This window comes from Rhizobium sp. GN54 (assembly GCF_021026345.1).
In the GTDB taxonomy this organism is placed as follows: Bacteria; Pseudomonadota; Alphaproteobacteria; order Rhizobiales; family Rhizobiaceae; genus Mycoplana.
Genome location: NZ_JAJNCZ010000004.1, coordinates 548,442 through 570,868 on the forward strand (window position 1 = coordinate 548,442; position 22,427 = coordinate 570,868).

Sequence of the window (22,427 nt, forward strand, 5' to 3'; positions counted from 1 at the left end):
TCTTTGCGGCATCACTGAGAGACATTGGCCTTGCCGTACAGCCGTTCATTCAGGTCGCGGATCGCCGTTGCGGTGCGCGGGCCGAAACCCAGGAGTTCAAGGCTGTTCATGCGAATGATCGTCTTGGAGGCGGCCGCAGGCGTCAGCGCGATGGCCGGATGGGCCAGCAGTTGCTCGTCGCTGCTGTCATGGCCGCCGCGCGACATGACCATGATCGCGTCGGGCCTGGCGTCGGCGATCGCCTCGTCGGCCATCGCCTTGTATCCGGGGAAGGCCGCGTCGGTGGCGTTGACGGCGCCGGCGAGCTTGAGGATGCCGTCGGCGGCGGTATGGGCGCCTGCGGCCATGATCTTTCCATCCTGGAAACTCAGGATGAAGAGCACGCGCTTGCGCTCGCTCTCGGGGCGCTTCGCCGCGTCGGCGATGGCTGTGTCGAGATCGGCGCCGACCTCGTCTGCAAGCGTCTTCGTCTTGTCCGGAACGCCGAGGAAATCGCCGACCTTGGCAATCTTGTCGAGGATGGCGGCGCGGTCGTAGCCCTCGGGGACGGTCGTGAACGACACGCCCGCATTCTTCAGGACCGCCAGCGCATCCGGCGGGCCGCTTCCCTCGATGGCGAGGATGGCGCTCGGATTGACCCCGAGCACGCCTTCCGGCGACAGCGCGCGCATGTAGCCGACATCAGGCAGGCTCATTGCGGCCTCGGGAAAGGTGCTGGTGGTATCGCGGGCGATCAGCCGGTCCTGCTCGCCGAGTGCATAGACGATCTCGGTCAAGGCGCCGCCGATCACGACGATGCGCGAGGTATCGGCCTTCTGTGTCTCCTGCGCAGCGGCGGGGGACACGACAGCGCTCGCGGGCAGGAGAAAGGGTGTTGCGAGCGTCAGGGCCGACAATGCGAGCGCCGTGCGGCGCGCTGTCTGGAAAAAGGAGCGCTTCATCTTCGGATCCTCAGGCTGCGACGCTGGCGTCGGCGCGCGGCAGGCCGTCGAGGATGTCGCGCCAGGCCGCAAGCTCGACGTTTCCTTCCTTCCGCTTGCCGAAGAACTGGATGATCATCTCGCCCTTGGCGTCATAGGCTTCCAGCGAGGTGACGTGGCCGTTCTTGGTCGGCTTGCGCACGACCCAGCATTCGGAAATGTGATCCTGGCGCAGATGGAGATGGAAAGTCGGATCCATCACGTTGATCCACGGCCCCATCGGCTCGACCTTGCTGACCGGGCCGGTGTGGATCTGGATCGTGCCGTTGTTGCCGACGAAGCACATGATGTCGGTGGCCTTTTCGGCTGCGGCCCGCAGCATGAGTTCGGCGGCATTGGAGGCGACCTGCCAGGCATAATCCTCGCCGACGCTGCGAACGGCCTCCCGGCGACCGATCTTGAGTTTCTTCAGCATGCCGAAGAACTGGTGCGTGTCGGTCATCTCGCTCCAGTTCTGGCGCAGGACCGGAACGTCGACGGGGCCGGTCTCGTCCGCATCGGAGGCGGCGGGCTTCACCTCGGTGAAGTCCTGCGACTGGTCATCCAGCCGGAATTCGTCGACGATTGCCAGATAGGCGTCGAGATTGGAGGCCGGACGCAGGTGGATCTTCTGCACGGCGTTTCCGGCCGCATCGAAATATTGCAGGCTGCGGCGGACGTCGTCGCCTTCGCCCTTCTTGCTCACCGCAAATCCGTGCTTCCACGCTTGCGGGAAGATGCGCAGGTCGACGTTTTCGCCGAGCACGATCGAGGCATGCTGGCCGGCGGTGATCTTCTCGTAGACGCCGATCTTCTCGTGCACGGCGCTGTCGTTGCGGGTCAGCACCATGACCTCTCCGAGCGAAGGCGCCCTTTCCAGCAGGCGGTTGGCGCTGCCGTCGATGCGCACCGCCGTCAGCCCGACCTCGGCGGCAATGAGCGCGGCTTCGGAGATCCCGAGCTGCATGGCAACGTCGCGCTCGCGCAGTTTGGGGTTTTCCGCTCGATAGGCACGGATCTCGGAAGGGGTGGGGCGCTGCTTTTCCGTCATGGTGTCTGCCTGCTCACGTTCATCTGTTCAAATATCGTCGCGCCCCTGTGTCGCGTCACTGTGGAGCGCCGGACTGCGAGACACCTCGCGATCGCGGCTTCAGGCACATCGTCCCGCAACAAATTTGCGAGCTTTCACAGGGGATTGAACGTCGTTTCCGTTAAACTTTCTTGACTTTCATAGTCATATTTATTTATGGACGCAATACCGGATCGGCCGCTGGTTGAAATGCGCGATGCAATCCGCAATCGCTTCATTGCGGGGTGGCGTGTCCGGGTCCTGTTCGTGTCCAACAGTCGAGGCGTCCCGATGATCCGAAATGCAGCCCTGTCCGTGATGGCTCTGGCCCTGACGACGGCCCTGCCTGCCGCAAACGCATGGGCGCAGGACGCCCAGCCGGGCAAGGGCCTGCAGGTGGAGCTCAATGCGGTGGCGCCGTCCGAGCGCGGTTGCGTCTTCACCTTCGTCATCGGCAACCAGCTGGAGAAGAGCGTCGCGAGCGCCAAATTCGAATTCGTGCTCTTCAACGGCACGGGAACGGTCGAGCGCATGATCGTGCTCGATTTCCGCGACCTGCCGCAGGGCAAGACGAAGGTGCGGCAGTTCGACCTGCCCGGCACGCAATGCGACAACGTCAAGCGGATCCTGATCAACGATTCCCCCGTATGCGAGGGCGAGGGCATTGCGGCCGGCGCGTGCATGAGCGGCATCGTGACCCGCAGCAACACGCAGGTCGGTTTCGAAGGATAATCCGGGGGCGCGGCGGCGCGACCGGATCGAGTAGAGAATGAAGGTGTAGCCATGGCCGGCAGCAAGACAATCTGGAGCGCGGCGATCGTCCTGTCGCTGATCACGCACGCGGGTGCGGCAGCGATCCTGACGCTTTCGCCCGAGCCGGAAGCGGACGTGGCGCAGGTCGCCGGCGGCGCGGTCGTCGCCGAGGTGGCGATGCTCGGAAACAACGCCTTCGACGCGATCGAATCCGGTGCGCCGGACGAGATCCAGCCGACCGAGGAGATGGAGCCGGAGACGATCGAGCCGGTTGCCCAGCCGGTGGCCGAGATCGAGCCGCAGGAGATCGTTCCGGACGAGATCACCCCGAGCGAGGTCGCGCCGACGCCGGATGCGGAGGAATTCGTTCCCGAGATGAGCGAGGCCGTCGAGATCGAGGGCGCCGAGGTCGAGATCGCCGCCATTCCCGTTCCCGACATCAGGCCGGAGATCGTGGAGAAGCCGCCGGAGGCGATCCAGCCGCTGGAAAAGAAGGTCGAGAAGCCGGCGGAGAAGAAGCCCGAGAAGAAGCGGGCGAAGAAATCCGGCGACAAGGGCAACAGCCCGCGGGCGGCAAAGCGCGGCGAGGTCAATGGCTCCGACGGCGTCACCCTGTCTGCGCCCGGCGGCCAGAAGAAGGGCAGCGCCACGGCCGGAAACGCCGCCGTCAGCAATTATCCGGGCAAGGTCCGCAGCAAAATCAATCGCGCCAAGCGGCGCGTGCGGGGCGCCGGCGTCGTGACGGTCGCCTTCACCGTCTCGGCCTCCGGTCAGGCCACGAGCATTCGTGTCGCCAAGAGTTCCGGTGAGCCGGATGTCGACCAGGCGGCCCTCGATGCCGTCCGCCGCGCCGCACCCTTCCCGGAGATACCGGCAGGCGCGGGCCGGTCTTCCTGGCCCTTCAACGTTCCGATCGTCTTCAAGCGATAGCCCCTCGGGCCAGGTCCTCCTTTCGTTCCGGAATTCCGGCCGCCCGGCCCGTCAGGGTCGTGGCAGTCGCGCGGGTATTTCGGTGCGATTTGCGGTTGATCAAAAAAGATGATGAAATTTATCATGTTTATACTTTACTCCATAACTCATGTTTTGTAGGGTCGCGCCAATCGAAACGGGCTGCGAGGCCCAGAGCGCGAGGAATGACGCATGCAGGCAGGCAAGGACGGCCAGCGCGAGGCAATGCTGAGGGCGATGGTGACGGCGCGTGACGCACGGATCGCTTCGCTGGAAAAAGAGGTCGCCGCATTGAAGGCCCGCCTTTCTGCCGCATCGGCCAATGCCGGCGAGGGCAAGGCGCAGCCGGCGCGTCCAGCGGCTCCGGATCCGCGCCAGCAGCGGACCGTCGAGGTGACGCGGGTGAAGCGGCGGACGATCGAGATCGACCGCAGGGCGGCTGCCGACAGGCAGGGCCAGCAGGCGGGTGGTGCGGACGGCGACGGCGATGCCTCGGCCAAGGCTGCGCTCGAGGGCCGCAACTTTCTCTATGTCGGCGGACGCGACTGCCAGGTTGCGCACCTGCGCCAGATCGCAAGTTCGTTCGGCGCCAACCTGATCCATCACGATGGCGGCCTTCGCGAGGCGGTCTCGCGGATCGACAACGTTCTTCCTTCGGTCGACTGTGTGTTCTGCCCGATCGACTGCATCAGCCATGATGCGTGTCTCAGGGTGAAGACGGGCTGCAAGAAGTGGGAAAAGGCCTTCGTGCCGCTGCGCAACGGCAGCAAATCCAGCTTCGAGCGGGCCCTGCAGAGCCTCAGCGAAGGAACTCCGATACAATGAGCAGCGACAGGCCTGACGGCTTCATGATGATCGGCCTGCACAAGCTGGCCGCGCAGAACGGGGATGGCCTCATCCCCGAACTCCATGCCCTTCTGACGCGCGAAGCGCGCATGCAGGCAGAGAACCCGAACGTCTCCGTCTTTCCGGTGTGGGAGGCGCGCCCGCCTGCGCGCGCCGTGCCGTTCGAACAGACCGACGATGCGCCGGTCGCGGCCGCCGACAACGTCGTCGCCTTCCCGCAGCGCATCGCGCCGGTGGATCGGCGGAAAGATTCAGCCTGAAAGTGCGCATCTGAAGAGCGGGGCACGCCATGCCTGATCCGGCATGGTGGCGTCCGCGGTTCGTCCTGCAAATGGGGACGAGCCATTGCCGTCATGTTCTCCGGGGGCACGCACGCTCGGCTGTTGCGGGCCGTGCACCGCGCGGCTTGCCCCGCTTTTCAACTCGCTCGTTCAGATATTGCGCGGCTGCAGCAGGCTGCCGAGGGCGATTGCGAGCCAGCCGGCCATCATCAACGTGCCTCCGGTGGGGGCGGACATGGGGAACAGGCCGTGGCCCAGCGCGTGGCGCATCGTCAGGTCGCCGGCAAAGAGCAGCGTACCGGCGATGAGAAGGACCGCGGCGAGCGGGGCGGTGCGCAGGTTCGGCCAGGCGGCATAGAGCGCGAGCAGGGCGGGCGCATGCGCAAGGCACATGGCCGAGGCGCCGCCCATCAGCCGCGGGTCGCCGCTCGCATGCGAGGCGATGGCGGCGCTGACGACGCCGGCGAAGCCGAACAGGCCGGCGACAAGGAGCGTTGCCCGGCGTGCGGTCGAGACGGTCATCGATCCCCCTCCTGTTCCTGGTTGACCATGTGCTCGGCGAGCCGGGTCACCGGCGCCAGCACGATGTCCCGCAATTGCCTGCTCGGAACCGTTTCCTCCAGCGCCTGCGTGAAGCAGAGGAGCCAGCCGTCGCGCTCGGCAGTCCCGATCGCGGCTGCGAAGTGGCGCCGGCGCAGCATCGGATGGCCGCGTTTGTCGGTGTAGAGCGGCGGACCGCCGAGCCAGCCGGACAGATATTCGAACAGCTTCTCCTCGCTGTCCGACAGGTCCGCGGGGTGGATCGCGCGGCAGGCGACCGCCTCCGGCAGCGTATCCATCAGCGCATAGAAGCGCCGCGTCAGCGCGCGGACGCCCGCCTCGCCGCCGACGGCCTCGTAGAGGGTGATCGTTCCATTTGCCTGCCCGTCCTGTTTCTGCCTGTCCTGCACCCGCAAGCCTCGCCCGAATTTCGCCTGTGCCACAGATAGTTCACGACCGGGGAGGGGACAACGGCATTGCGCGACCTGTGACATCGGATCGCGGCCGCGGGCGCGTGCGTGCGTCGGGCGGGCAACGGCGATTGGCCTTCCGGCTCGTCCTTGTGCGGAAATCTTCTGCCGTCGATGCTGATGACCTCTTGCAATAAAACCGTCCAGACGGTATGTTTATCTCATGAGCACCGCCCACAAGCGCAAGAAAGATCCGCAAGCCGTCCGCCAGCAGTTGCTGGAGGTCGCGGCCGACCTGTGCGTGGAGAAAGGGGCCGCCGGCCTGACGCTCGATGCCGTCGCGGCGGCCGCCGGCGTCAGCAAGGGCGGCCTGCTGCATCATTTTCCGAGCAAGGCCGATCTGCTGTTCGGGCTGCTGGACGACCTGATCGCGCGGATGGATGCGGCAATCGCCGCGGCGATGCGGGCGGATCCGGAGCCGCACGGCCGGTTTACCCGAGCCTATGTCGGCGTCACCTTCGGCACCGGGGCCATGGCGGAGGAGGCGCGCTGGAAGGCGATGACCATACCGCTCCTGGCCGAGCCGGACCTGCGCGCGCGCTGGCGGGACTGGATCGCGCTGCAGGCCGAACGGCATGCCGGCACCGATGCCTCGCTCGACTGCACGCTTGCGCGCTTTGCCCTCGATGGGCTGTGGCTCGCCTCCGTCCTCGAAAGCCATCCAATGGATGCCGCTCAGGCGGAGCGAATGAAAGAACGTCTCTTCGATCTCTCCCGCGGCTGAACGCCTGCACCCCCGAACCTCCATCCCCTCTGCGGAGCCTGCCATGAACCTCGCCCTCGTCTATTCCGTCCTGGTGGTCGCGATCATCTTCGAGGTGATCGGCACCTCGGCCATGCAGGCCGCCCAGCACTTCACCCGGCTCGGGCCGACGCTCGTCATGGTGGCCTCCTATGCGGTCGCCTTCTATTTCCTGTCGTGGAGCCTCAGCTATGTTCCGGTCGGCATCGCCTATGCCATCTGGAGCGGGCTCGGCATCGTGCTCATTTCGCTGATCGGCTATCTCGTCTTCGGCCAGACGCTCGACCTCGCCGCCGTGATCGGGCTCGGGCTCATCATCGCCGGCGTTCTCGTCCTGAACCTGTTCTCGAAATCCACGTTCCATTGACGGCCGGTGACGACCGGGTCGCCGGTTGGGGCTTGCCTTCGGCAGCCATGGCTGTAAAACTTCAATTCAAACCGCTTTGGATTGACGTGGACGCAGACCGGGAGGCTGTCTTTATGACGATACGGACCATCGTTTGGGGCGAGAACATCCATGAGCAGACCAACGAGGTCGTGCGTTCGATCTACCCCGACGGCATGCATGCGGTGATCGCTGCAGCGCTGAACGCCGATCCTGCGATCACGGCGTCGACGGCGACGCTGCAGGAGGAGGAGCATGGCCTGCCTTCGGCGCGGCTCGCCGAGACGGACGTGCTTTTATGGTGGGGCCACAAGGACCATGGCGCGGTTTCCGACGCGGTCGTCGAGCGGGTGGCGAAGCGGGTCTGGGAGGGAATGGGGCTCATCGTCCTGCATTCCGGACATTTCTCCAAGATTTTCAAACGGTTGATGGGGACGCCCTGCGCGCTGAAATGGCGCGAGGCGGGCGAGCGCGAGCGGCTGTGGGCGATCAATCCGGCCCATCCGATCACAGCCGGCCTGCCGGAGCATTTCGTGCTGGAGAACGAGGAGATGTATGGCGAGGCATTCTCGGTGCCCGAGCCGCTCGAGACCGTGTTCATCTCCTGGTTTGCCGGCGGCGAAGTATTCCGCTCGGGAATGACCTGGCGGCGCGGGGCAGGGAACGTCTTCTACTTCCGACCGGGTCACGAGACCTATCCGACCTATCACGACGGAACCGTGCAGCAGGTGCTGCGCAACGCGGTGAAGTGGGCCTACAACCCGCTGGCACCGTATCTCGCCGTCCACGATGCCCCGAACGTGCCGGTTGAAAGCGCTTTGGAACCGATCGTCGAGCGCGGCCCGCGCCTGCACCAGGCCGGCGAAGCCGGTTACCGGTGAGGGGTCCCATGCGTCTCCTTATTCTCGGCACCGGCGGCATGGCCAACACGCATGCCGAACACTTTTCCGCCATTCCCGGCGTCGAACTGGTCGGCGCCGTGGATGTCGACCCGGCGCGGGCGGCGGCATTCGCCGGGCGCTTCGGGATCGCCCGCACCTTTGCGGACCTGCAGCAGGCGCTCGACTGGGGCGATTTCGACGCGGCCGCCAACGTCACGCCGGATCGGGTCCATCATCCGACCACGCTCGCCCTGCTTGCGACGGGCAAGCACGTCCTGTGCGAGAAGCCGCTGGCGGAGACCTTCGCCAAGGCGGACGAGATGGCGCAGGTGGCCGAGCGCTCGGGTCTCGTGACCATGGTCAACCTGACCTATCGCAATGTCGCCCCCTTGCAGAAGGCGCGCGAACTGGTGCTGTCCGGTACGCTCGGCACGGTCCGCCACATCGAGGCGTCCTACCTGCAGAGCTGGCTGGTCTCGCGGGCCTGGGGCGACTGGACGACCGAGAGCCAGTGGCTGTGGCGGCTGTCGACGCGGCACGGCTCGAACGGCGTTCTTGGTGACGTCGGCATCCATATCCTGGATTTTGCCGCCTATGGCAGCGGCAGCGAGGTGGAAGCGATCTATGCCCGCATGAAGGCCTTCGACAAGGCGCCGGGCAACCGCATCGGCGAATACGACCTCGACGCGAACGACAGCTTTGCGATGACGGCGGAATTCTCCAACGGCGCGCTGGGGGTGATCCATGCCAGCCGCTGGGCCACCGGCCATCTCAACGAACTGCGCCTGCGCATGCACGGCGACCGGGGCGCGCTGGAGGTGATCCATACGCCGGAGGGTTCGAGCCTGCGGGGCTGCCTCGGCGAGGACGTGGAAACCGCGCGCTGGCGGGACATCGACGGCGGTGCGGTGCCGACCAATTACGAGCGGTTCGCTGCGGCAGTGCGCGAAAGGCGGCAGGTCGAGCCCGGCTTCCGCCATGCGGCAAACCTGCAGAAGGTCCTCGACCTTGCGATCGAGGCGGAGAAGGCGAGGCGCGAACTCGCGGTCTAGGGAGAGGGCCGCCCAGGACTCTGCCTTGCGCCAAGGCAGCCGCCTCGGACGATGCCGGCCCTGATCGGGAGCGTTTGCCGGGCTTGTCGGCCGTCCCCGGCGGGCTACCGCGTCTTTTCTTCCAGCCACAACGCCAGCGCGGCCGCGTTGTTGTGGCGTTCGTCGCGGGCGGCGTAGAGGAGCGTCACCGGGCCCTGCGCGATATGGCGGCGGAGCTCCGCCGCGGCCGCCTGTTCGGCTTCGCCTTCCAGTTCCGCGGCGTAGTGCTGGCGGAACTCGTCCCAGCTTTCGGGCCGGGCGTGGAAGCGCCGGCGCAGGTCGTCGCTGGGGGAAATGTCCTTCAGCCAGAGATCGACCCGCGCCTTCTCTTTCGCGACGCCGCGCGGCCACAGCCGATCGACGAGGATGCGCATTCCGTCGGAAGGTTCCGGCGTATCGTAGACCCGCTTGATCCGGACAGTCATCTCTTCCTCCTCGATCTGGCACGGCGGGGCCGCGCGAATCCCGTGTAAAGCATGCACCGCGCCCGCCTGCCGGGCAACACATGCCGCCTCCGAGGCGGCGATCCGCCTGTTTCGGTTCTTCGTTGACTTCGCCGATGATGGGAGGACAATGGCCCTGTTACGCGTCGCCAGCAGACAGGAAGGGACGCCTACCATGACCATCGCCAGAAGGCTTCAGGACTATATCGAACGGGAGGGGATCGCCTATGACACCGTCCCGCATCATCGCACCGCCACGACCAGCCAGTCGGCCCAGGCAGCTCATATCCCCGGCAGCAGGCTCGCCAAGACCGTGGTCGTCCACCACGAGATGGGCTATGTGCTCGCCGTCGTCCCCAGCACCCACCGCATCGAACTCTCCACCCTGCAGGACGTGATCGACCGCAGGCTCGGGCTGGCGTCGGAGGAGGAGGTCTGCACGCTCTTTTCGGATTGCGACGAAGGTGCCGCCCCGCCGGTCGGCATGGCCTATGACATCCCGGTCATCCTCGACGAAAGCTTGGGACGGGTCAGCGACGTCTATTTCGAGGGGGGCGACCACCGGACGCTGGTCCACGTCACCGGGCCCAATTTCCTCAGCCTGATGAAGGACGCCCAGGTCGCCCGCATCAGCCACCCGCATTGAAGCGCGCGGGGCCACTGTCCGGTGCATTCGGCGTTCGGCCGGCCTATTTTTCTGTGCGACCCGTGCCGTCGCGATCCCGGTCGTATCGTCTGGCGAGCGGAAACGGCGGCAGCCAGGCTTCGCGGCGGATGGTCCAGAGTTCGTAGGTCGGCTGGAACTGGTCGGGCGCATCGAGCGATCCGAGGTTTATCTCGATCTCGTCCGCGGTGCGGGCGAAGACCGGCGAGCCGCAGCGGGGACAGAAGAACCGCCCAGCATAGTCGCGCGTCTCGCCCTCAACCGTCACCGCATCCTGCGGGAAGATCGCCGAGGCGTGAAAGAGCGCGCCGTGATGTTTGCGGCAGTCCAGGCAGTGGCAGATGCCGACCCGATACGGGGTGCCCGACGCAACAAACCGGACATTGCCGCACAGGCAGCCGCCGGAAAACCGATCCATCTTCGCCTCCCTCGTCATCAACGGGACCGAAGGGTTACAGCGATGGCGCCTCGCCTGCAAATGCCCGTTGTCTCGCGGGGACGGCGGGTGTCATCCCAACCTTTGTCCATGAAACCTCAGATAGGTAGCACAACCCGTCCCTCCGGGAACGAAGACGTTGTAGCGGGAAGCATCAAAAGACGTAGCGCTGTTGCAGGGAAATGACCGTTCATATGGCGGAATGCCCGCGGTCATGGGTATGCCCTCGACCGAAATGAGGCATTGCAGCGCAGGTGCCGCCGGAGCCACAGTTTGGGCCATACGTCCCGATCGGTGCCGGACAGCTTGATCTGCTCTGAACGGAGGCGGGCAACCGGCAGTGGAGATCCTTCAAACGATGCCGACTTCGATTCTGAGTTCTGCGCGCCGCCAGTTTGGCCGGCGCAGTCGCCAGGTTGGCGCGATCCTTGCGAAAGACGGGTACAAGGGGATTGTCGATCGTGCGCGGTTCATGGCGTCAGACTGGGTCCGGCCACGGAACTCGATGTGGGAGGTTTTTCCCCATGATGTCGTGGCGGCCGATCTGAGCCAGCCCTTCAAGCCCAAAATTCCGAAAGTCGCTCCGGACGAACCGCTTATCATCAACTGGGTGGAGCAACCCGCGGGGCCCGGATCGGGCGGGCATACGACGTGCTATCGAATGGTCAAATACTTCGACAGGCTCGGATACAAGAACCGTGTCTATCTCTACAACACCTATGGCGCGGATCTCAAATATTTCGAAGGAATCGCCAGAGATTACTATGGCCTGACCTGCCCGATCGCCGACGTCAGCGAGGGAATGGTGGACGCACATGCGGTCGTCGCCACAGCATGGCCGACCGCCTACGCCGTCTTCAATTCCCGCTGCAGCGGAAAACGCTTCTATTTCGTCCAGGACTACGAGCCCTACTTCGATCCTGTCGGCTCCCAGAGCGTGCTGGCGGAAAACACCTATCGAATGGGTTTTCACGCCATCACCGCCGGCAAGTGGCTGGCGCAGAAACTGTCGAGCGAGTTCGACATGGACGCCGACTATTTTCCGTTCGGTTGCGACACATCCCGCTATGGCTTGAAGCCGGGTGGAAAGAAGCGAACGGGTGTCGCCTTCTACGCCCGGTCGAGCACGCCGAGGCGCGGGACCGAGCTCGGGTTCCTGGCGCTCGAAATACTGGCAAAACGGCTTCCGCAGCTCGAACTGCACATTTTCGGGGAGAAGGTCGGGGGACTTCCGTTCAAATCCATCAATCACGGGCAGGTCGGGCCGGCTGAACTGAACGATATCTACAACCAGTGCTTCGCCGGACTGAACCTTTCGCTGACCAACGTGTCGCTCGTGCCCTACGAGATGCTTGCCGCAGGCTGCATCCCGGTCGTCAACGATGCGGAGCATAACCGCATGGTGCTCGACAACCCTCACGTTCGGTATGCGCCCGCCACGCCGCACTCGCTCGCGGCCGCGCTGGAAGCGGTGGTGAACATTCCCGACTTCGAGGCCGTCTCCAGGCGCGCCTCCGAAAGTGTCGCTTCGGTCTCTTGGGACAATGCCGGAGCAGCCGTCGAGGCCGCCTTCCGTCGTGTCCTTGCGGCCTGACACGCGAGAGTAAAGCCGGCTGCTTCGAATTGAGTAAACCCGCATGGCACATAAGTTGGTTTCCCGTCAATTGCGACGCCAGGCCGGTCATGTAGACTCTCATTGGGCCAGAACAACGGTACCGTCAGATACTCTTGGGGACAGATCATGGTTTATCTGCATGAAATGGAAGAAAAATTCGGGCTTGTTTCCAGCAATATCGATCGGGAAAAAGGCGCAGAACTTCACCAGAGCTACCAGCAGGCCGATCCGTTCCCGCACATCGTGATAGAGGACTTCCTGCCGCCGAACGTGCTTGAAACCTGCCTGAAGGATTTTCCGGCCGGTTCCGACGCGGCCGAACAGAAATTCGACCGGCATCAGGAGCGCCTGAAGGAAAGCTTCAACCCGGACATCCTGCCTCCGTCCACGCGGCAGATCTTCTATTCGTTCAACTCACGGCCGTTTATCCGGGTGATCGAGAACATCACCGGCATCAAGGGGCTCATCCCCGACCCGTACTTTGCCGGCGCCGGTCTCCACCGGATTCATCAGGGCGGGCACCTGTCGATCCATGCGGACTTCAACCATCACAAGCCGATGAACCTGGAACGCCGCGTCAACATGCTGATCTATCTCAACAAGGACTGGCAAGCGGACTACGGCGGACAGCTCGAACTGTGGAACCAGGAGATGACCCGCTGCGCCCAATCGGTCGTTCCAAGCTTCAACCGATGCGTCATATTCAACACCACGCAAGAGAGCATGCACGGCAATCCGCAGCCGATCAATCACCCCCAGGGCACCCCGCGGCGCTCGATCGCGCTCTACTACTACACCTCGACCTGGGATGACACGAAGCGGGACGCAACAACCCAGTTCCGCGTCCGCCCCGGCACGCAGGACCGCGTGGACTGGCGAACGAAGGTCAACGAAATGGCGATGGAACTCGCTCCACCGCTCGTAATGCGCAACTTCCGACGCCTGAAGAAGCATCTGGCGGGTACGCATTAGGTTGGGGCGCCAGGAGCGGTACACTGGGCCTACGACGGAGCATGCCGTCGAGTATATGCAGGTTCGTACCTTTGCCGAACCCGTTCGGTCCGAAAGTGTTGTTGCCTATGTTTCTGGGATGAACCTGTGGAGCTTTGGCGCACCCGACAGGATTCGAACCTGTGACCTTTGGAATCGGAATGCAGGCCTAACCCGTTTTCCGCTGCTTCCTGCTGTTTACTCCAATTCGATTTTGTGTTCAATCTCAACCGGTAAGCGCTTTCTGCGATTACAACGGTTGGGAGCCAGTTTACCGCAATTTGCTTCCTGCTGCTTCCTATATGCTTCCTGTAGCGGCGAGGATGCCCCGTGGCAAAGCTGACCAAACGGATGATCGATAGCCTCGAGGCGCGCGAGAAAGACTACTTCGAATGGGACGACGAGCTGCCCGGCTTCGGAGTCCGTGTCTGGCCCACCGGCCGTAAGACCTATGTCGCACAGTACCGTGCTGGGAAGCAGACGCGCCGCTTCAAAGTCGGTGTACATGGCCCGCTGACGGTCGAGGAGGCGCGCAAGGAGGCGAAGGCCGTCCTCGGCGATGTTGCCCGCGGCGAAGATCCTCAGCTCGATCGCGCTACCCGTCGGAAGTCGCTTACCGTCAAAGACCTATGCGAGGGCTATTTCGAGGCTGCCGACAAGGGGCTGATCTTCGGCAAGCGCGGGAAGCCTAAGAAGGCATCGACGCTCTACGTCGACCAGGGCAGGGCGAAGAGGCACATCATCCCGTTGCTCGGCGCAAAGCTGGTGCAGGATCTCACCACGGCCGACGTCGTGAAGATGATGCGCGATGTCACGGTGGGCAAGACGGCGATGTCGGAGAGCACCGGCAAGCTTCGTGGCCGCGCTATCGTCGAGGGCGGGGCAGGGACCGCCTCGCAAGCGGTGACGCTCCTGAGCGCCATTCTGACCTATGCAGCGTCCGAAGGCATCGTGCAGCATAACGTTGCCCGCGGCATCAAGAAACCAGCTGTAGGGAAGCGTACACGGCGCCTGGACGCGAAAGAGTATCGGGCGCTGGGCAAGGCCCTAGACGCTGCTGAGGGCGAGCTGTGGCAGGGCATCGTCGGTATCAGGCTATTCCTCCTAACCGGCTTCCGCCTGAGCGAGATTGCCGGTCTTATGTGGTCGGAGGTCGACGAGCGCGGCAGCTGCTTCCGGCTGGACGATTCGAAGGAGGATGCGTCGGTGCGCCCGGTGGGCCGGACCGTCTTCGACGTGCTGGCAAGGGTGCCGCGGGAGGCAGGGCACCCCTACGTGCTTCCAGGCCCGCGTAGCGAGAAGGGGCATTACACGTCGCTCGACGAGGCTATCGGCAGGATCACGAAGCTGGCAGGGCTGGAAGGCGTCACCTCGCACACTCTGCGCCACTCCTACGCCAGCGTGGCCGGCGATCTCGGCTTCACCGAAATCACAATCTCGGCGCTGCTGGGCCATGCCGCTGGCAACGTGACGCAGCGGTATGTCCATCACCTCGACAGCGTGTTGATTGCCGCCGCGAACAAGGTCTCAGGCGAGGTTCACCGGATGATGACGGGGCAGGGCGCGAAGGTGGTCGAGCTGCCGCGCCGGGCTTAGTCTTTTTTCTCCGGGGGCACAGGATCGGGGAAAGGGTCGGCGAAGTCGATGCTGTAGTCTGAACCCCAGTTCTCGTCGTCAAATGGGCGACTCTGCGCGGCCTCGATCTCGTCCATATCCCATTCTTCCACTCGCTGATTGACCTTATGCCTAAAGTCCGGACTGGTGGATATCTTGCCGTCTGCGACTTCGCGCAATGTCTTGTCGATTAAGTCGACGATTTCGTCCATCTGCGCTTCGAGATCGTTCCCTCGCTTGAGCGCTGCAACCGAAATTGCCAGTGCATTCACCCGATCTTCTAGGGTGGCCGGTGCAGGGAAATATTCCTCTAAGCACCAGACGATTGCTTCGTTCATCGACATCCCCGCTCGATCGGCCTTGGCTTTGATGCGCTCGCGCATCCCTGGGGGCAGGCGCAATTGGAACTGATCATAGTCCTTGACCTTGGTCTTTTTCACCGCCATCCCCAAACAGTTTTCAAAAATCATATCACGCGTGCTATGTCGCGCTTGACTTAACCACATTTTTCCCTCCTAATCCAATCATAGCACTTATGCTATGACGATTTGCGGAGACGGTTAAGCAATGATGAATTCCGAAACCCCTCGGCTGCGGCGCTCGGACGTCCCGGCTTACATGATGCAGAAGCACGGCATCCCCGTAGCGCTCGCCACCCTCAACAAGCTGGCATCCACGGGCGGGGGGCCGGCCATGCAGTACGCTGGTCGCATCCCGCTCTATAGGCCGGACGATCTGGATGCCTGGGCGGCAGAGCGCCTGTCCAAGCCGGTTCGCTCCACTTCGGAGAAGGCCGCATGAGCGCGCTCGTCTCCATCGGCGGCGCCGAGCTTCGCAAAATCGAATACCGCGGCCAGCAGGTCGTCACCTTCGCCATGATCGACCAGGTGCATCGGCGGCCGAAGGATACTGCCCGCAAGCGGTTCAACGACAACAAGGGCCGGTTTGTGGACGCGGTGGACTTCTTCACGATTAGCCAACCGTCCGAAATTCGGACGCTTGGTATTGCCCGCCCCCAGGGTGGCACACCGGAAAGCGTCATCCTCATCACCAAGCGGGGATACCTCAAGATCGCCAAGACCCTTGGCGACGACACGGCCTGGGAAGTCTTCGAGGAAATGCTCGAGCGCTACTTCGCCATCGGTGAAGGGCGTATCTCACTCCCCAATTTCGCCGACCCTGGTGCGGCCGCCAGAGCTTGGGCCGCTGAATACGAGGCTCGGGTTGCGGCTGAACGAACGAAAGCAGAGATCGGCTCGCGTCGCGAAGCCACGGCGATGAACACCGCCAGTCAGGCAACGAAGAAGGCAACCCGCCTCGAGATCGAGCTCGATCGGTCGCGCAACTATGCCACCGTCAAGCGGATGTCGATGCTCCACCACGGTCAGGAGTTCGAGTGGCGCATGCTCAAGCACGTTTCGAGCGAGATGGGCATTCCGCCGATCGACGTCTTCGATGCGAACTATGGGACGGTGAAGGCCTACCACGCTGACGTCTGGCAGGAAGCTTACGCCCTCGACATACCCCATGCATCGCATGAGGTGGCATCGTGACGAAACAGACCACCATAAAAGCAAATGGCCCGGCAAGCGTTGGCGCGCTTCCGGACCGTGGTTCCATCAATCCCCAGAAGGATATGAAAATGAACGAGGCACGTAATACCACACCTGCCGGCCAACCGGCAACGCTCGACCATCCCGTCAAGAATGAGCACCCGTGGGAGACGGTTCGCCGACTCACCAAGGCTTTGTCGACAGCGCTCGGCACCTGCAACGACGGCAGGTGGTTCGCCCAGGTGATGCCGCCGGAACCGATGGTCGTCAGCGGCGCAGCCGCATATCCCATGGACCCAGATGAAGCGCCGGTCGACCGCGTGAACCGCCTCGCGTGGGAACTGGCTGAGGCGCTGAACGACTATCAGGGCGGCCGCTTCCAGGCTCGGATCTATCCGTCCGATCAGGCCGGCTATGCCGTCATGCTCTCGCAGACTGCGGCCTATGAGCGGGAGGTGCGGTCGTGACCAATCTCACCAGACGTCAATCCCTCGGCCTCCTTGCCGCTGTTTCCGTCCCGCCAGCGACGGTCGTAGCCGTCGCATCGGCACAGCCGGCGGAAAAGCCGTTCGACCTGCAGCACTGGCTTGATACCGCCGATCTCAACGCCGTCATCAACTACCACGCCGCACGCCTGGCGGAAGCCATGAACGAGAGAGATCCGCTCCACTGGTACCGGACCGACATCAGCTATGAGTATCGCTACGTACTGGTCGTGGGCCATCCCGTAAATCAGGAGGCAAGCCGATGACCGGAGGAATTACCCGCCGTCAGTCGCTCGGTCTTTTCGCCGGCGCCACCATTCCGCCGACCGCGGCCGTTGCCGTCGCAGCGGTCACAACCTCGCCGCAGGAGCGGTTCGAATATCACCTCGCCGAGCTCAAGAAGGCAGCCGAGGAACTCGACCCGATGATCGAGACGTGGTTCGTCGACCGCCCGCACGACGACGACGATAACCGATCCGTTGCGATCACCGCCCGCCGGCGCACCGGCCAGTACGAGGGCGACGGTGTCTACGAATCCGGCCGGCCTTCTGCCACCGGTGTTTGGAGCAGGTACGAAGTCCGCCTTCGCGCTGACATCATCGACGGTCAACGCACCTTCGACCTGAAATCCGCGATGGACCGACGTGTCCAAACGGAGACGTGCCTGCGCACCTTCATCGGCCGCAAGATTGGGGGGCTCAATCTATGAAAGCCATCGCCTCCCGCCCACAGCAGCACAACACCCTCAACGTCTACCGTGAGCTACCGCCCGGCTGCGTCCCGTTCCTCGTCGAGGACGAATACTCTATGCCCTTTATCCGCCCGGGTGAATGCGTCGTGGTCGACACGACCGACACAACACCCCGCGTCGGTGACATCTACGTCATCCAGTGGAACAACTCTTTCAGAGGCGAAGTCCGGCGCGACATCTGCCAGGCGCGCCACAGCTCGGCGATGTGGAAGTCGCGCGATGTCCAGCCGGTGTGGCATGTCACCTCGATGAAGACAGCCGGCCCGGGTGATCTGGAACGGTTCATCGAGGAGACGGCCGCCAACCGAGCAAAGGGCATGGTCCCGATGTGGACCGGCGGCTGGTCGGATGGCCCGTTCGACTATGACCACCTCGCAAGCAAGCTCTACGGCGCCGTGATCGGCATCTACCAGCCCAAGGCCCAAGAAATGATCGAGAAGGCGCGACGTACCATTGACGGCGAGCCTGTGGAAAAATCGAACAGGGAGGGCGGACGATGAGCAAGCGAAATTGGAAAACAACGTTCCAAGCCGGGATATTCGCGAGCCAGGAACTCCGCACCCACAAGATCCACCGCGATCTCCTGTCCTTCCTCACCTTCAAAGCTCATCAGGCCATGCGGGTGTGCTGGCCGAGCCAGCCGGAAATGGCCGAGGTGCTGAACTGCTCGGTCCGCAACGTGCATGACCTGCTCGTGTATCTCGAAAAGCTCGGTGCCATTTTCCCCGTCAAGGTTTCTGATCTCCCCAAGAAGCAGCAGGCGACCATCAGAAGCCTGACGCCGAACAAAGCCCTGGCGAACGCGAAGGCCTACTACCTCTGCGAGGAATGGGCGCATCAGGTGCTTGAGGGCGTACCGGCATGTTCGGATTCTTCGAACGCCGCTACCGCCATCCCGATTTCTGAAAGCGACAGGGAGAAGGGCAGACGGAAGGCGAACGATCGCCGGCGTCGATACGCTCCGGGACTGAGTGTGCCGGACCCTGTCCTGCCGTCAAATCCGGTTCACGACGACTGGCAATTTATGAACGCTGCCCCGTCATGGACCGGAAGTTCCACTTCCGCACCAGAATTGGCATGGACCGGAAGTCCCACTACAGACATGACTATAGATATTAACCCGGACGAGAAATCCGCGATCAATATCGCCACAGCGCTTGCCGATCCGGCCCCCCCTTCTTCCCAAGAAAAAATCAGCACGCCTTCTCGTTCATCGCTGACGTCTCAACACGACGAAACCGATCAGCATGGTTACGGCGGCGGCGCAGCCGTCGCATGCGTTCCAAGGCCGCAGGCTTTGGCCCGCCCGGAGGGCACTGAGTATGACTCTGCGCGCGCGCGTGCGACCGACAGGAGGGTATCGTGACAGATTGCCAGATGATCCCGTTTCCGCTTGCGGCGCGGGTAGGGAAGGTGCGTCGGTGCGCAGAAGTCCTGCAGACGTCGGCCAACCAGGCCAGCAGAGACGCATACTGGCGGAAGACGGTGGGGCACTTCCGGGAAAAGCTCGAAGGGTTGGGTCTGCCCGACGAGCAGGTGCGCCGAGAGATCCACCTGTTCCGCGCCGCCGTCCAGCAGGAGTACCTGCGGCGCGACTACATCGTTATTGACAAGGGCCGTTCCCCGGACGGTGCAGCATGATTGTGAAGGCGCACAAAGACGGGTCGTACTACGTCGCAGACAATGGCAACTGGAGGCTGGCTGGCCCGTTCATCTCAGCGCGAGAAGCGTGGAGCTGGATCGACGCCCACCGGCCCGACCACGCCACGGAGCCTGAAAATCCAAAAGAGCCCAGACTGGTTTCCCGCCACAAGCGATCGGATCAATCTGTGGCGGCGATGGACGTTCTCAGGGTCGTTCCGATCATCCTGGAGCATGCGTCCAGTTCCGTGAAGGAGCGCGAATTTGCGCTCGGCATGAAGAACAGAGCCAGCAGGACCAGACCTCTCCGCCTCACGCCAAAACAAGCCGCATGGTGGCATCGTCTCGAGAAAAAGTACGGAGGTACAGAATGAAGACCTCGACCATGACAGCACTCGTGCCCATCGAGGCCGGCCAGTGGGTGCTCGCTTTTCACCAGCCCTACGGACCCTATCTGCGCCCCATGCCGGAGCATCTGGAGATGTTCGCGCACCGCGGCGGCGGATGGGATAGCGACCGCAAGGAAGACATCTTCTTCGTCCTGCAGGTTCAGAAGGTGATGCCGAAGACCTTTGTGGCGATCGGCGCCGTCCGGCTCATCGACGAGGGCGAGCGTCTGCCCCGATCCCACGTCATCGCCGCATGCCAGTCCGAGGCGGCGGCCATTGCGCTACGCGACAAGTTTTTCGCCATTGGCGTGGCGGCCTCCGACAAGATCGAAGCCGAGATGTACCGTCGGATCGAGAAGTTCGCCGCCCGGGAGGAAGCGAAGGCGGTACGGATGGTGCATGCCTGCTTGCCGCATATCTTCGGGAGGGACGCATGACGCCGGTAACACTTCCGACGAAATGTTACATCCACGCTTGCGCGGCATGCGGTTGCCTATTCGAGACCGGACGCAGCGATGCGCTCACCTGCAGCGGGGCTTGCCGGGTAAGGGCAAAGCGAAACGGGACGATCCAGCGGCTCCAAGCCGTAGCGGAAGGCGTTCATGTGAGTGCCGGCGCCATTTTACGGGCCAGAGCCTTGGACGAGCTATGCCCCGAACACGCGGCATCGATCATTTCTGGCGAGAAAACCTTCGACGACCTGACGACAACGATCCAGGCCGCCTTCGCGAAGCGGGCCCGCCAAGCGGCGGCAGTGCAGGAGGGCGCATGACCATCGAGCCCGAATTCATCCTCCCCGGTGACCGCGCACGCATGGGCGCCGGAGCATCGGTTATCAACGTTCCAGAACGGAAGGTTGATAACCGGTTATCAGAGATGCAGGTGAACATACTTTCGGTGATGAGGGCCTTTCCGGCTCCCACGGGCTGCAAAATCGGCCACCTGCCGACCACCGGCGACATCGTCGATGCCCTCGGGCTTCCCCGCAATAAGGCCACGTTCGCGTCCGTCTCGCGTTCTCTCGCTCGGCTCGACCGCGCCGGCAAGCTTGCATCCTGGCAGGCGGAGATAAGCATCCGCGGCAGGGGTAACCGCTGGTCCCTCCCACCTCAAGGAGCCGCAGCATGATCCTCCTCGACATCATCAAGCTCCGCGCGCGCTTCCTCGCCCGCATCTTCCTCCTTCGAAAGGAATCCACCCGATGAACTATCGGCCCTACAAGAACGGTTTTCGCCCCGCCAAGAAGCATGCGCCCTTCGACATGTCGCTGGTGTCGGCCGGCTATCACCTCTTCTGCGATGGCGCCTGCGAGCCCAACCCCGGCGCCGGCGGCTGGGGAGTGGCGATCTATCGCGACGGCGTCGAGGTCGGCCAGATCTGCGGCGGCCTCGTCGAGACCACGAACAACGCCATGGAACTGACCGGCATGCTCCAAGCCATCGATTGGGTCCGTCAGCACTTCCTCAAGGGCGAGCCGGTCACGATCTGGTGCGACAGCATGTACGTGGTCAACGGCTGCAACGACTGGCGCCACAAATGGAAGCGCAACGGCTGGAGCCGCAAGGGACCGAACGCGACGAAGCCGGAAACCGGCGTCATTGCCAACCTCGACCTCTGGAAGGAAATCGATGCCGCTCTCAACGCCTGCAGCGCTCTGACCATCCAGTGGGTGAAGGGCCACAACGGCACCCTCGGCAACGAGCGCGCCGACGAGCTGTCTCTGATGGGCCGGCAACAGGCTATGGATGGCGCCGGCATCGAAGCCGAACCTGTCGTCGTCGACTACCTCACCGCTCAGTACAAGCGCGTTATGGGGGCGGCGTGACGGTCCACAGGGTCAACATCTACCAGATCGCCCGGGAATGCGGCGTCAGGCTTATCGAGGCTCGCGAGCACAGTCCCGCGAGCCGTCGGCCGTTCGAGTGCTACTGCAAGCCAACGGTCCGCGACATCGGTCAGCGCTATGGTGCCGGCCACCTCCGCCTCGTCTTCATGCTGATGACGGGCACCCGCCAGAACGCGCGGGAGCTCTACGCCGACATGATCAAGGCGGTCTCCCGGCTACTAGTCAATCATCCCGACCTCATCCGCCGGCCGTCTCTGGTCGACGACTTCAACGCCATTGACCTCGGCCGGCTGCGCCGACAGGTCCGATCCATGAAATGCGGAGTGCCGACGAGCGATGCGTTACTTGTTCTGCTGTCGGTCAAGTTCAAGCCCGCTGAGGGCCAAATCGAAACGACAGGAGAAGCAGCATGAATTTCACCGACTGGACGGCAAAGGCAGTTGAAGACCGGATCCTCGAGATGGCGGACACGCTGCGCATGTCTCCGGCGGTCAAAGGACCCCAGGCGTTCGGCTCGTCCTTGCCTGAGGCCGTGCAGCGCCACAGCGAGGCGTATGGCTCCGTGGTCGCCCGATATCGTGAAACCGCGTCAGCGGGCGCGCTGGGGCGAATGGAGCAGGTCTGGTCATGGGTGAACGCCTTGCCGAGCGAGGCCGACCGCAAGCTGATCTACGCCTGGTCGTGGGTGAAGGTGCGAAAAGGCATGAAGATCGCCGCCTTCGCCGCGGAAAATGACCTGAACGAAAGAACGCTGCGCCGCTCTGTAACCGCTATCTGCCAGCGGATTGCGGACAGGCTGAACCAAGAATGCCAAATTCGGCTTCTGACCCCGGATTGCCTCGTGTCCGAAATTCAGCCAGATATCGCATCAACAACGGTAACGTCCGGAAATTGCGTCACAGCCTGGCGCGCTTCGGACGCAAGGCCGCAAGTCGACCCTGCTCTTGCATCGCTACGAGTAATCGAACCCCGGCGTGCCCGGGCGCGGCCGTTCATAAGCACGATGGCGGAGTAGCATCATTCTTCGGGCAGCAT

General features: G+C 63.4%; 34 protein-coding genes. 27 read left to right on the top strand and 7 right to left on the bottom strand.

All coding sequences use genetic code 11. The features are described 5' to 3' along the window. Positions 1 to 11: 11 nt before the first annotated feature. A complete protein-coding gene (locus LQK81_RS14585) occupies positions 12 to 941 on the bottom strand; it encodes a heme/hemin ABC transporter substrate-binding protein (protein WP_230807072.1) in 930 nt (309 codons plus the stop codon). 10 nt (positions 942 to 951) lie between these two features. Further along, entirely contained in the window at positions 952 to 2,010 is a 1,059-nt protein-coding gene (locus LQK81_RS14590) for a hemin-degrading factor (RefSeq protein WP_230807073.1), read from the bottom strand. 309 nt (positions 2,011 to 2,319) lie between these two features. Here LQK81_RS14590 and LQK81_RS14595 point away from each other — a divergent pair, with 309 nt between their 5' ends. From LQK81_RS14595 to LQK81_RS14610, 4 genes are all read left to right on the top strand, one after another. Beyond that, positions 2,320 to 2,760, top strand: coding sequence for a hypothetical protein (locus LQK81_RS14595; protein ID WP_442967136.1), 441 nt, complete (start codon positions 2,320 to 2,322; stop codon positions 2,758 to 2,760). Between the two features lie 51 nt (positions 2,761 to 2,811). After that, a complete protein-coding gene (locus tag LQK81_RS14600) occupies positions 2,812 to 3,711 on the top strand; it encodes an energy transducer TonB family protein (RefSeq protein ID WP_230807074.1) in 900 nt (299 codons plus the stop codon). A gap of 441 nt (positions 3,712 to 4,152) precedes the next feature. Continuing rightward, positions 4,153 to 4,554, top strand: a complete 402-nt coding sequence (locus LQK81_RS14605) for a DUF2325 domain-containing protein (RefSeq protein ID WP_412178778.1) — start codon at positions 4,153 to 4,155, stop codon at positions 4,552 to 4,554. Beyond that, entirely contained in the window at positions 4,551 to 4,835 is a 285-nt protein-coding gene (locus LQK81_RS14610) for a hypothetical protein (protein WP_230807075.1), read from the top strand. Before LQK81_RS14605 ends, LQK81_RS14610 begins: the two co-directional genes overlap by 4 nt. Before the next feature lie 171 nt (positions 4,836 to 5,006). Here the strand turns inward: LQK81_RS14610 and LQK81_RS14615 are convergent, their stop codons facing one another. Together LQK81_RS14615 and LQK81_RS14620 are read right to left on the bottom strand one after the other, a co-directional pair. Next, positions 5,007 to 5,378 (bottom strand): DUF423 domain-containing protein, encoded by a 372-nt coding sequence (locus tag LQK81_RS14615; protein WP_230807076.1) that lies wholly within the window; start codon positions 5,376 to 5,378, stop codon positions 5,007 to 5,009. Then, positions 5,375 to 5,806 carry a group II truncated hemoglobin gene (locus tag LQK81_RS14620; RefSeq protein ID WP_230807151.1) on the bottom strand — a complete coding sequence of 144 codons (432 nt, stop codon included), beginning with the start codon at positions 5,804 to 5,806 and terminating at the stop codon, positions 5,375 to 5,377. Before LQK81_RS14620 ends, LQK81_RS14615 begins: the two co-directional genes overlap by 4 nt. A gap of 223 nt (positions 5,807 to 6,029) precedes the next feature. Here LQK81_RS14620 and LQK81_RS14625 point away from each other — a divergent pair, with 223 nt between their 5' ends. The 4 genes from LQK81_RS14625 (at position 6,030) to LQK81_RS14640 (ending at position 8,926) form a co-directional block, all read left to right on the top strand. Beyond that, positions 6,030 to 6,590, top strand: coding sequence for a TetR/AcrR family transcriptional regulator (locus tag LQK81_RS14625; RefSeq protein WP_230807077.1), 561 nt, complete (start codon positions 6,030 to 6,032; stop codon positions 6,588 to 6,590). A 43-nt stretch (positions 6,591 to 6,633) separates the two neighbouring features. Next, complete coding sequence (locus tag LQK81_RS14630; protein WP_230807078.1) at positions 6,634 to 6,975, top strand: SMR family transporter; 342 nt, start codon at positions 6,634 to 6,636, stop codon at positions 6,973 to 6,975. Between the two features lie 113 nt (positions 6,976 to 7,088). Next, entirely contained in the window at positions 7,089 to 7,874 is a 786-nt protein-coding gene (locus LQK81_RS14635; RefSeq protein WP_230807079.1) for a ThuA domain-containing protein, read from the top strand. A gap of 8 nt (positions 7,875 to 7,882) precedes the next feature. Further along, complete coding sequence (locus tag LQK81_RS14640) at positions 7,883 to 8,926, top strand: Gfo/Idh/MocA family protein (RefSeq protein ID WP_230807080.1); 1,044 nt, start codon at positions 7,883 to 7,885, stop codon at positions 8,924 to 8,926. Positions 8,927 to 9,030: 104 nt separating this feature from the next. Here the strand turns inward: LQK81_RS14640 and LQK81_RS14645 are convergent, their stop codons facing one another. Continuing rightward, positions 9,031 to 9,390 (bottom strand): DUF488 domain-containing protein, encoded by a 360-nt coding sequence (locus tag LQK81_RS14645; protein WP_230807081.1) that lies wholly within the window; start codon positions 9,388 to 9,390, stop codon positions 9,031 to 9,033. 193 nt (positions 9,391 to 9,583) lie between these two features. Between LQK81_RS14645 and LQK81_RS14650 the strand changes: the two genes are divergently transcribed. Continuing rightward, positions 9,584 to 10,054, top strand: a complete 471-nt coding sequence (locus LQK81_RS14650; RefSeq protein WP_230807082.1) for an aminoacyl-tRNA deacylase — start codon at positions 9,584 to 9,586, stop codon at positions 10,052 to 10,054. Positions 10,055 to 10,097: 43 nt separating this feature from the next. Here the strand turns inward: LQK81_RS14650 and LQK81_RS14655 are convergent, their stop codons facing one another. Then, positions 10,098 to 10,490 (bottom strand): GFA family protein, encoded by a 393-nt coding sequence (locus LQK81_RS14655; RefSeq protein ID WP_230807083.1) that lies wholly within the window; start codon positions 10,488 to 10,490, stop codon positions 10,098 to 10,100. A 358-nt stretch (positions 10,491 to 10,848) separates the two neighbouring features. Between LQK81_RS14655 and LQK81_RS14660 the strand changes: the two genes are divergently transcribed. The 3 genes from LQK81_RS14660 (at position 10,849) to LQK81_RS14670 (ending at position 14,709) form a co-directional block, all read left to right on the top strand. Beyond that, positions 10,849 to 12,102 (top strand): rhamnosyltransferase WsaF family glycosyltransferase, encoded by a 1,254-nt coding sequence (locus tag LQK81_RS14660; RefSeq protein ID WP_230807084.1) that lies wholly within the window; start codon positions 10,849 to 10,851, stop codon positions 12,100 to 12,102. Between the two features lie 102 nt (positions 12,103 to 12,204). Next, positions 12,205 to 13,095 carry a 2OG-Fe(II) oxygenase gene (locus LQK81_RS14665; protein ID WP_230807085.1) on the top strand — a complete coding sequence of 297 codons (891 nt, stop codon included), beginning with the start codon at positions 12,205 to 12,207 and terminating at the stop codon, positions 13,093 to 13,095. Between the two features lie 348 nt (positions 13,096 to 13,443). Further along, positions 13,444 to 14,709 (top strand): tyrosine-type recombinase/integrase, encoded by a 1,266-nt coding sequence (locus LQK81_RS14670; RefSeq protein WP_230807086.1) that lies wholly within the window; start codon positions 13,444 to 13,446, stop codon positions 14,707 to 14,709. Here the strand turns inward: LQK81_RS14670 and LQK81_RS14675 are convergent. Beyond that, entirely contained in the window at positions 14,706 to 15,233 is a 528-nt protein-coding gene (locus LQK81_RS14675) for an Arc family DNA-binding protein (RefSeq protein WP_230807087.1), read from the bottom strand. The two genes, LQK81_RS14670 and LQK81_RS14675, sit on opposite strands and share 4 nt — an antisense overlap. A gap of 61 nt (positions 15,234 to 15,294) precedes the next feature. Between LQK81_RS14675 and LQK81_RS14680 the strand changes: the two genes are divergently transcribed. The 15 genes from LQK81_RS14680 to LQK81_RS14750 all read left to right on the top strand — a co-directional run bounded on the left by LQK81_RS14680 (position 15,295) and on the right by LQK81_RS14750 (position 22,407). After that, positions 15,295 to 15,528, top strand: coding sequence for a hypothetical protein (locus LQK81_RS14680; protein ID WP_230807088.1), 234 nt, complete (start codon positions 15,295 to 15,297; stop codon positions 15,526 to 15,528). Further along, positions 15,525 to 16,280 (top strand): ORF6N domain-containing protein, encoded by a 756-nt coding sequence (locus LQK81_RS14685; protein ID WP_230807089.1) that lies wholly within the window; start codon positions 15,525 to 15,527, stop codon positions 16,278 to 16,280. Before LQK81_RS14680 ends, LQK81_RS14685 begins: the two co-directional genes overlap by 4 nt. Further along, the gene (locus tag LQK81_RS14690; protein ID WP_230807090.1) at positions 16,277 to 16,747 is read left to right on the top strand and encodes a hypothetical protein; all 471 of its coding nucleotides are present in this window, start codon (positions 16,277 to 16,279) and stop codon (positions 16,745 to 16,747) included. Before LQK81_RS14685 ends, LQK81_RS14690 begins: the two co-directional genes overlap by 4 nt. Then, positions 16,744 to 17,031: a hypothetical protein gene (locus tag LQK81_RS14695; protein WP_230807091.1), complete on the top strand. Its 288-nt coding sequence runs from the start codon at positions 16,744 to 16,746 to the stop codon at positions 17,029 to 17,031. Before LQK81_RS14690 ends, LQK81_RS14695 begins: the two co-directional genes overlap by 4 nt. Then, positions 17,028 to 17,474 (top strand): hypothetical protein, encoded by a 447-nt coding sequence (locus LQK81_RS14700; protein ID WP_230807092.1) that lies wholly within the window; start codon positions 17,028 to 17,030, stop codon positions 17,472 to 17,474. Before LQK81_RS14695 ends, LQK81_RS14700 begins: the two co-directional genes overlap by 4 nt. Continuing rightward, positions 17,471 to 18,016 (top strand): S24/S26 family peptidase, encoded by a 546-nt coding sequence (locus tag LQK81_RS14705; protein WP_230807093.1) that lies wholly within the window; start codon positions 17,471 to 17,473, stop codon positions 18,014 to 18,016. Before LQK81_RS14700 ends, LQK81_RS14705 begins: the two co-directional genes overlap by 4 nt. Further along, positions 18,013 to 18,882, top strand: a complete 870-nt coding sequence (locus LQK81_RS14710; protein WP_230807094.1) for a helix-turn-helix domain-containing protein — start codon at positions 18,013 to 18,015, stop codon at positions 18,880 to 18,882. Before LQK81_RS14705 ends, LQK81_RS14710 begins: the two co-directional genes overlap by 4 nt. Next, on the top strand, positions 18,879 to 19,157 hold the full coding sequence (locus LQK81_RS14715; protein ID WP_230807095.1) for a DUF6074 family protein: 279 nt from the start codon (positions 18,879 to 18,881) through the stop codon (positions 19,155 to 19,157). The genes LQK81_RS14710 and LQK81_RS14715 overlap by 4 nt, the downstream gene beginning before the upstream one ends. Then, positions 19,154 to 19,531 (top strand): hypothetical protein, encoded by a 378-nt coding sequence (locus tag LQK81_RS14720; protein ID WP_230807096.1) that lies wholly within the window; start codon positions 19,154 to 19,156, stop codon positions 19,529 to 19,531. The genes LQK81_RS14715 and LQK81_RS14720 overlap by 4 nt, the downstream gene beginning before the upstream one ends. Next, entirely contained in the window at positions 19,528 to 19,983 is a 456-nt protein-coding gene (locus LQK81_RS14725) for a hypothetical protein (RefSeq protein WP_230807097.1), read from the top strand. Before LQK81_RS14720 ends, LQK81_RS14725 begins: the two co-directional genes overlap by 4 nt. Continuing rightward, positions 19,980 to 20,318, top strand: coding sequence for a hypothetical protein (locus tag LQK81_RS14730; RefSeq protein WP_230807098.1), 339 nt, complete (start codon positions 19,980 to 19,982; stop codon positions 20,316 to 20,318). Before LQK81_RS14725 ends, LQK81_RS14730 begins: the two co-directional genes overlap by 4 nt. Beyond that, positions 20,315 to 20,674, top strand: coding sequence for a hypothetical protein (locus LQK81_RS14735; RefSeq protein WP_230807099.1), 360 nt, complete (start codon positions 20,315 to 20,317; stop codon positions 20,672 to 20,674). Before LQK81_RS14730 ends, LQK81_RS14735 begins: the two co-directional genes overlap by 4 nt. A gap of 73 nt (positions 20,675 to 20,747) precedes the next feature. Beyond that, positions 20,748 to 21,371, top strand: coding sequence for a ribonuclease H family protein (locus tag LQK81_RS14740; protein ID WP_230807100.1), 624 nt, complete (start codon positions 20,748 to 20,750; stop codon positions 21,369 to 21,371). Next, on the top strand, positions 21,368 to 21,805 hold the full coding sequence (locus LQK81_RS14745; RefSeq protein ID WP_230807101.1) for a hypothetical protein: 438 nt from the start codon (positions 21,368 to 21,370) through the stop codon (positions 21,803 to 21,805). Before LQK81_RS14740 ends, LQK81_RS14745 begins: the two co-directional genes overlap by 4 nt. Further along, positions 21,802 to 22,407: a DUF6362 family protein gene (locus LQK81_RS14750; RefSeq protein WP_230807102.1), complete on the top strand. Its 606-nt coding sequence runs from the start codon at positions 21,802 to 21,804 to the stop codon at positions 22,405 to 22,407. Before LQK81_RS14745 ends, LQK81_RS14750 begins: the two co-directional genes overlap by 4 nt. The last annotated feature ends 20 nt before the right edge of the window (positions 22,408 to 22,427 follow it).

What these genes read in the sequence shown, in the direction of transcription:
- LQK81_RS14585 (WP_230807072.1), bottom strand. Translation starts at nt 941, where the DNA reads ATGAAGCGCTCCTTTTTCCAGACAGCGCGCCGCACGGCGCTCGCATTG.
- LQK81_RS14590 (WP_230807073.1), bottom strand. Translation starts at nt 2,010, where the DNA reads ATGACGGAAAAGCAGCGCCCCACCCCTTCCGAGATCCGTGCCTATCGA.
- LQK81_RS14595 (WP_442967136.1), top strand. Translation starts at nt 2,320, where the DNA reads ATGATCCGAAATGCAGCCCTGTCCGTGATGGCTCTGGCCCTGACGACG.
- LQK81_RS14600 (WP_230807074.1), top strand. Translation starts at nt 2,812, where the DNA reads ATGGCCGGCAGCAAGACAATCTGGAGCGCGGCGATCGTCCTGTCGCTG.
- LQK81_RS14610 (WP_230807075.1), top strand. Translation starts at nt 4,551, where the DNA reads ATGAGCAGCGACAGGCCTGACGGCTTCATGATGATCGGCCTGCACAAG.
- LQK81_RS14615 (WP_230807076.1), bottom strand. Translation starts at nt 5,378, where the DNA reads ATGACCGTCTCGACCGCACGCCGGGCAACGCTCCTTGTCGCCGGCCTG.
- LQK81_RS14625 (WP_230807077.1), top strand. Translation starts at nt 6,030, where the DNA reads ATGAGCACCGCCCACAAGCGCAAGAAAGATCCGCAAGCCGTCCGCCAG.
- LQK81_RS14630 (WP_230807078.1), top strand. Translation starts at nt 6,634, where the DNA reads ATGAACCTCGCCCTCGTCTATTCCGTCCTGGTGGTCGCGATCATCTTC.
- LQK81_RS14635 (WP_230807079.1), top strand. Translation starts at nt 7,089, where the DNA reads ATGACGATACGGACCATCGTTTGGGGCGAGAACATCCATGAGCAGACC.
- LQK81_RS14640 (WP_230807080.1), top strand. Translation starts at nt 7,883, where the DNA reads ATGCGTCTCCTTATTCTCGGCACCGGCGGCATGGCCAACACGCATGCC.
- LQK81_RS14645 (WP_230807081.1), bottom strand. Translation starts at nt 9,390, where the DNA reads ATGACTGTCCGGATCAAGCGGGTCTACGATACGCCGGAACCTTCCGAC.
- LQK81_RS14650 (WP_230807082.1), top strand. Translation starts at nt 9,584, where the DNA reads ATGACCATCGCCAGAAGGCTTCAGGACTATATCGAACGGGAGGGGATC.
- LQK81_RS14655 (WP_230807083.1), bottom strand. Translation starts at nt 10,490, where the DNA reads ATGGATCGGTTTTCCGGCGGCTGCCTGTGCGGCAATGTCCGGTTTGTT.
- LQK81_RS14675 (WP_230807087.1), bottom strand. Translation starts at nt 15,233, where the DNA reads ATGTGGTTAAGTCAAGCGCGACATAGCACGCGTGATATGATTTTTGAA.
- LQK81_RS14680 (WP_230807088.1), top strand. Translation starts at nt 15,295, where the DNA reads ATGATGAATTCCGAAACCCCTCGGCTGCGGCGCTCGGACGTCCCGGCT.
- LQK81_RS14685 (WP_230807089.1), top strand. Translation starts at nt 15,525, where the DNA reads ATGAGCGCGCTCGTCTCCATCGGCGGCGCCGAGCTTCGCAAAATCGAA.
- LQK81_RS14700 (WP_230807092.1), top strand. Translation starts at nt 17,028, where the DNA reads ATGACCGGAGGAATTACCCGCCGTCAGTCGCTCGGTCTTTTCGCCGGC.
- LQK81_RS14705 (WP_230807093.1), top strand. Translation starts at nt 17,471, where the DNA reads ATGAAAGCCATCGCCTCCCGCCCACAGCAGCACAACACCCTCAACGTC.
- LQK81_RS14710 (WP_230807094.1), top strand. Translation starts at nt 18,013, where the DNA reads ATGAGCAAGCGAAATTGGAAAACAACGTTCCAAGCCGGGATATTCGCG.
- LQK81_RS14720 (WP_230807096.1), top strand. Translation starts at nt 19,154, where the DNA reads ATGATTGTGAAGGCGCACAAAGACGGGTCGTACTACGTCGCAGACAAT.
- LQK81_RS14725 (WP_230807097.1), top strand. Translation starts at nt 19,528, where the DNA reads ATGAAGACCTCGACCATGACAGCACTCGTGCCCATCGAGGCCGGCCAG.
- LQK81_RS14730 (WP_230807098.1), top strand. Translation starts at nt 19,980, where the DNA reads ATGACGCCGGTAACACTTCCGACGAAATGTTACATCCACGCTTGCGCG.
- LQK81_RS14735 (WP_230807099.1), top strand. Translation starts at nt 20,315, where the DNA reads ATGACCATCGAGCCCGAATTCATCCTCCCCGGTGACCGCGCACGCATG.
- LQK81_RS14740 (WP_230807100.1), top strand. Translation starts at nt 20,748, where the DNA reads ATGAACTATCGGCCCTACAAGAACGGTTTTCGCCCCGCCAAGAAGCAT.
- LQK81_RS14750 (WP_230807102.1), top strand. Translation starts at nt 21,802, where the DNA reads ATGAATTTCACCGACTGGACGGCAAAGGCAGTTGAAGACCGGATCCTC.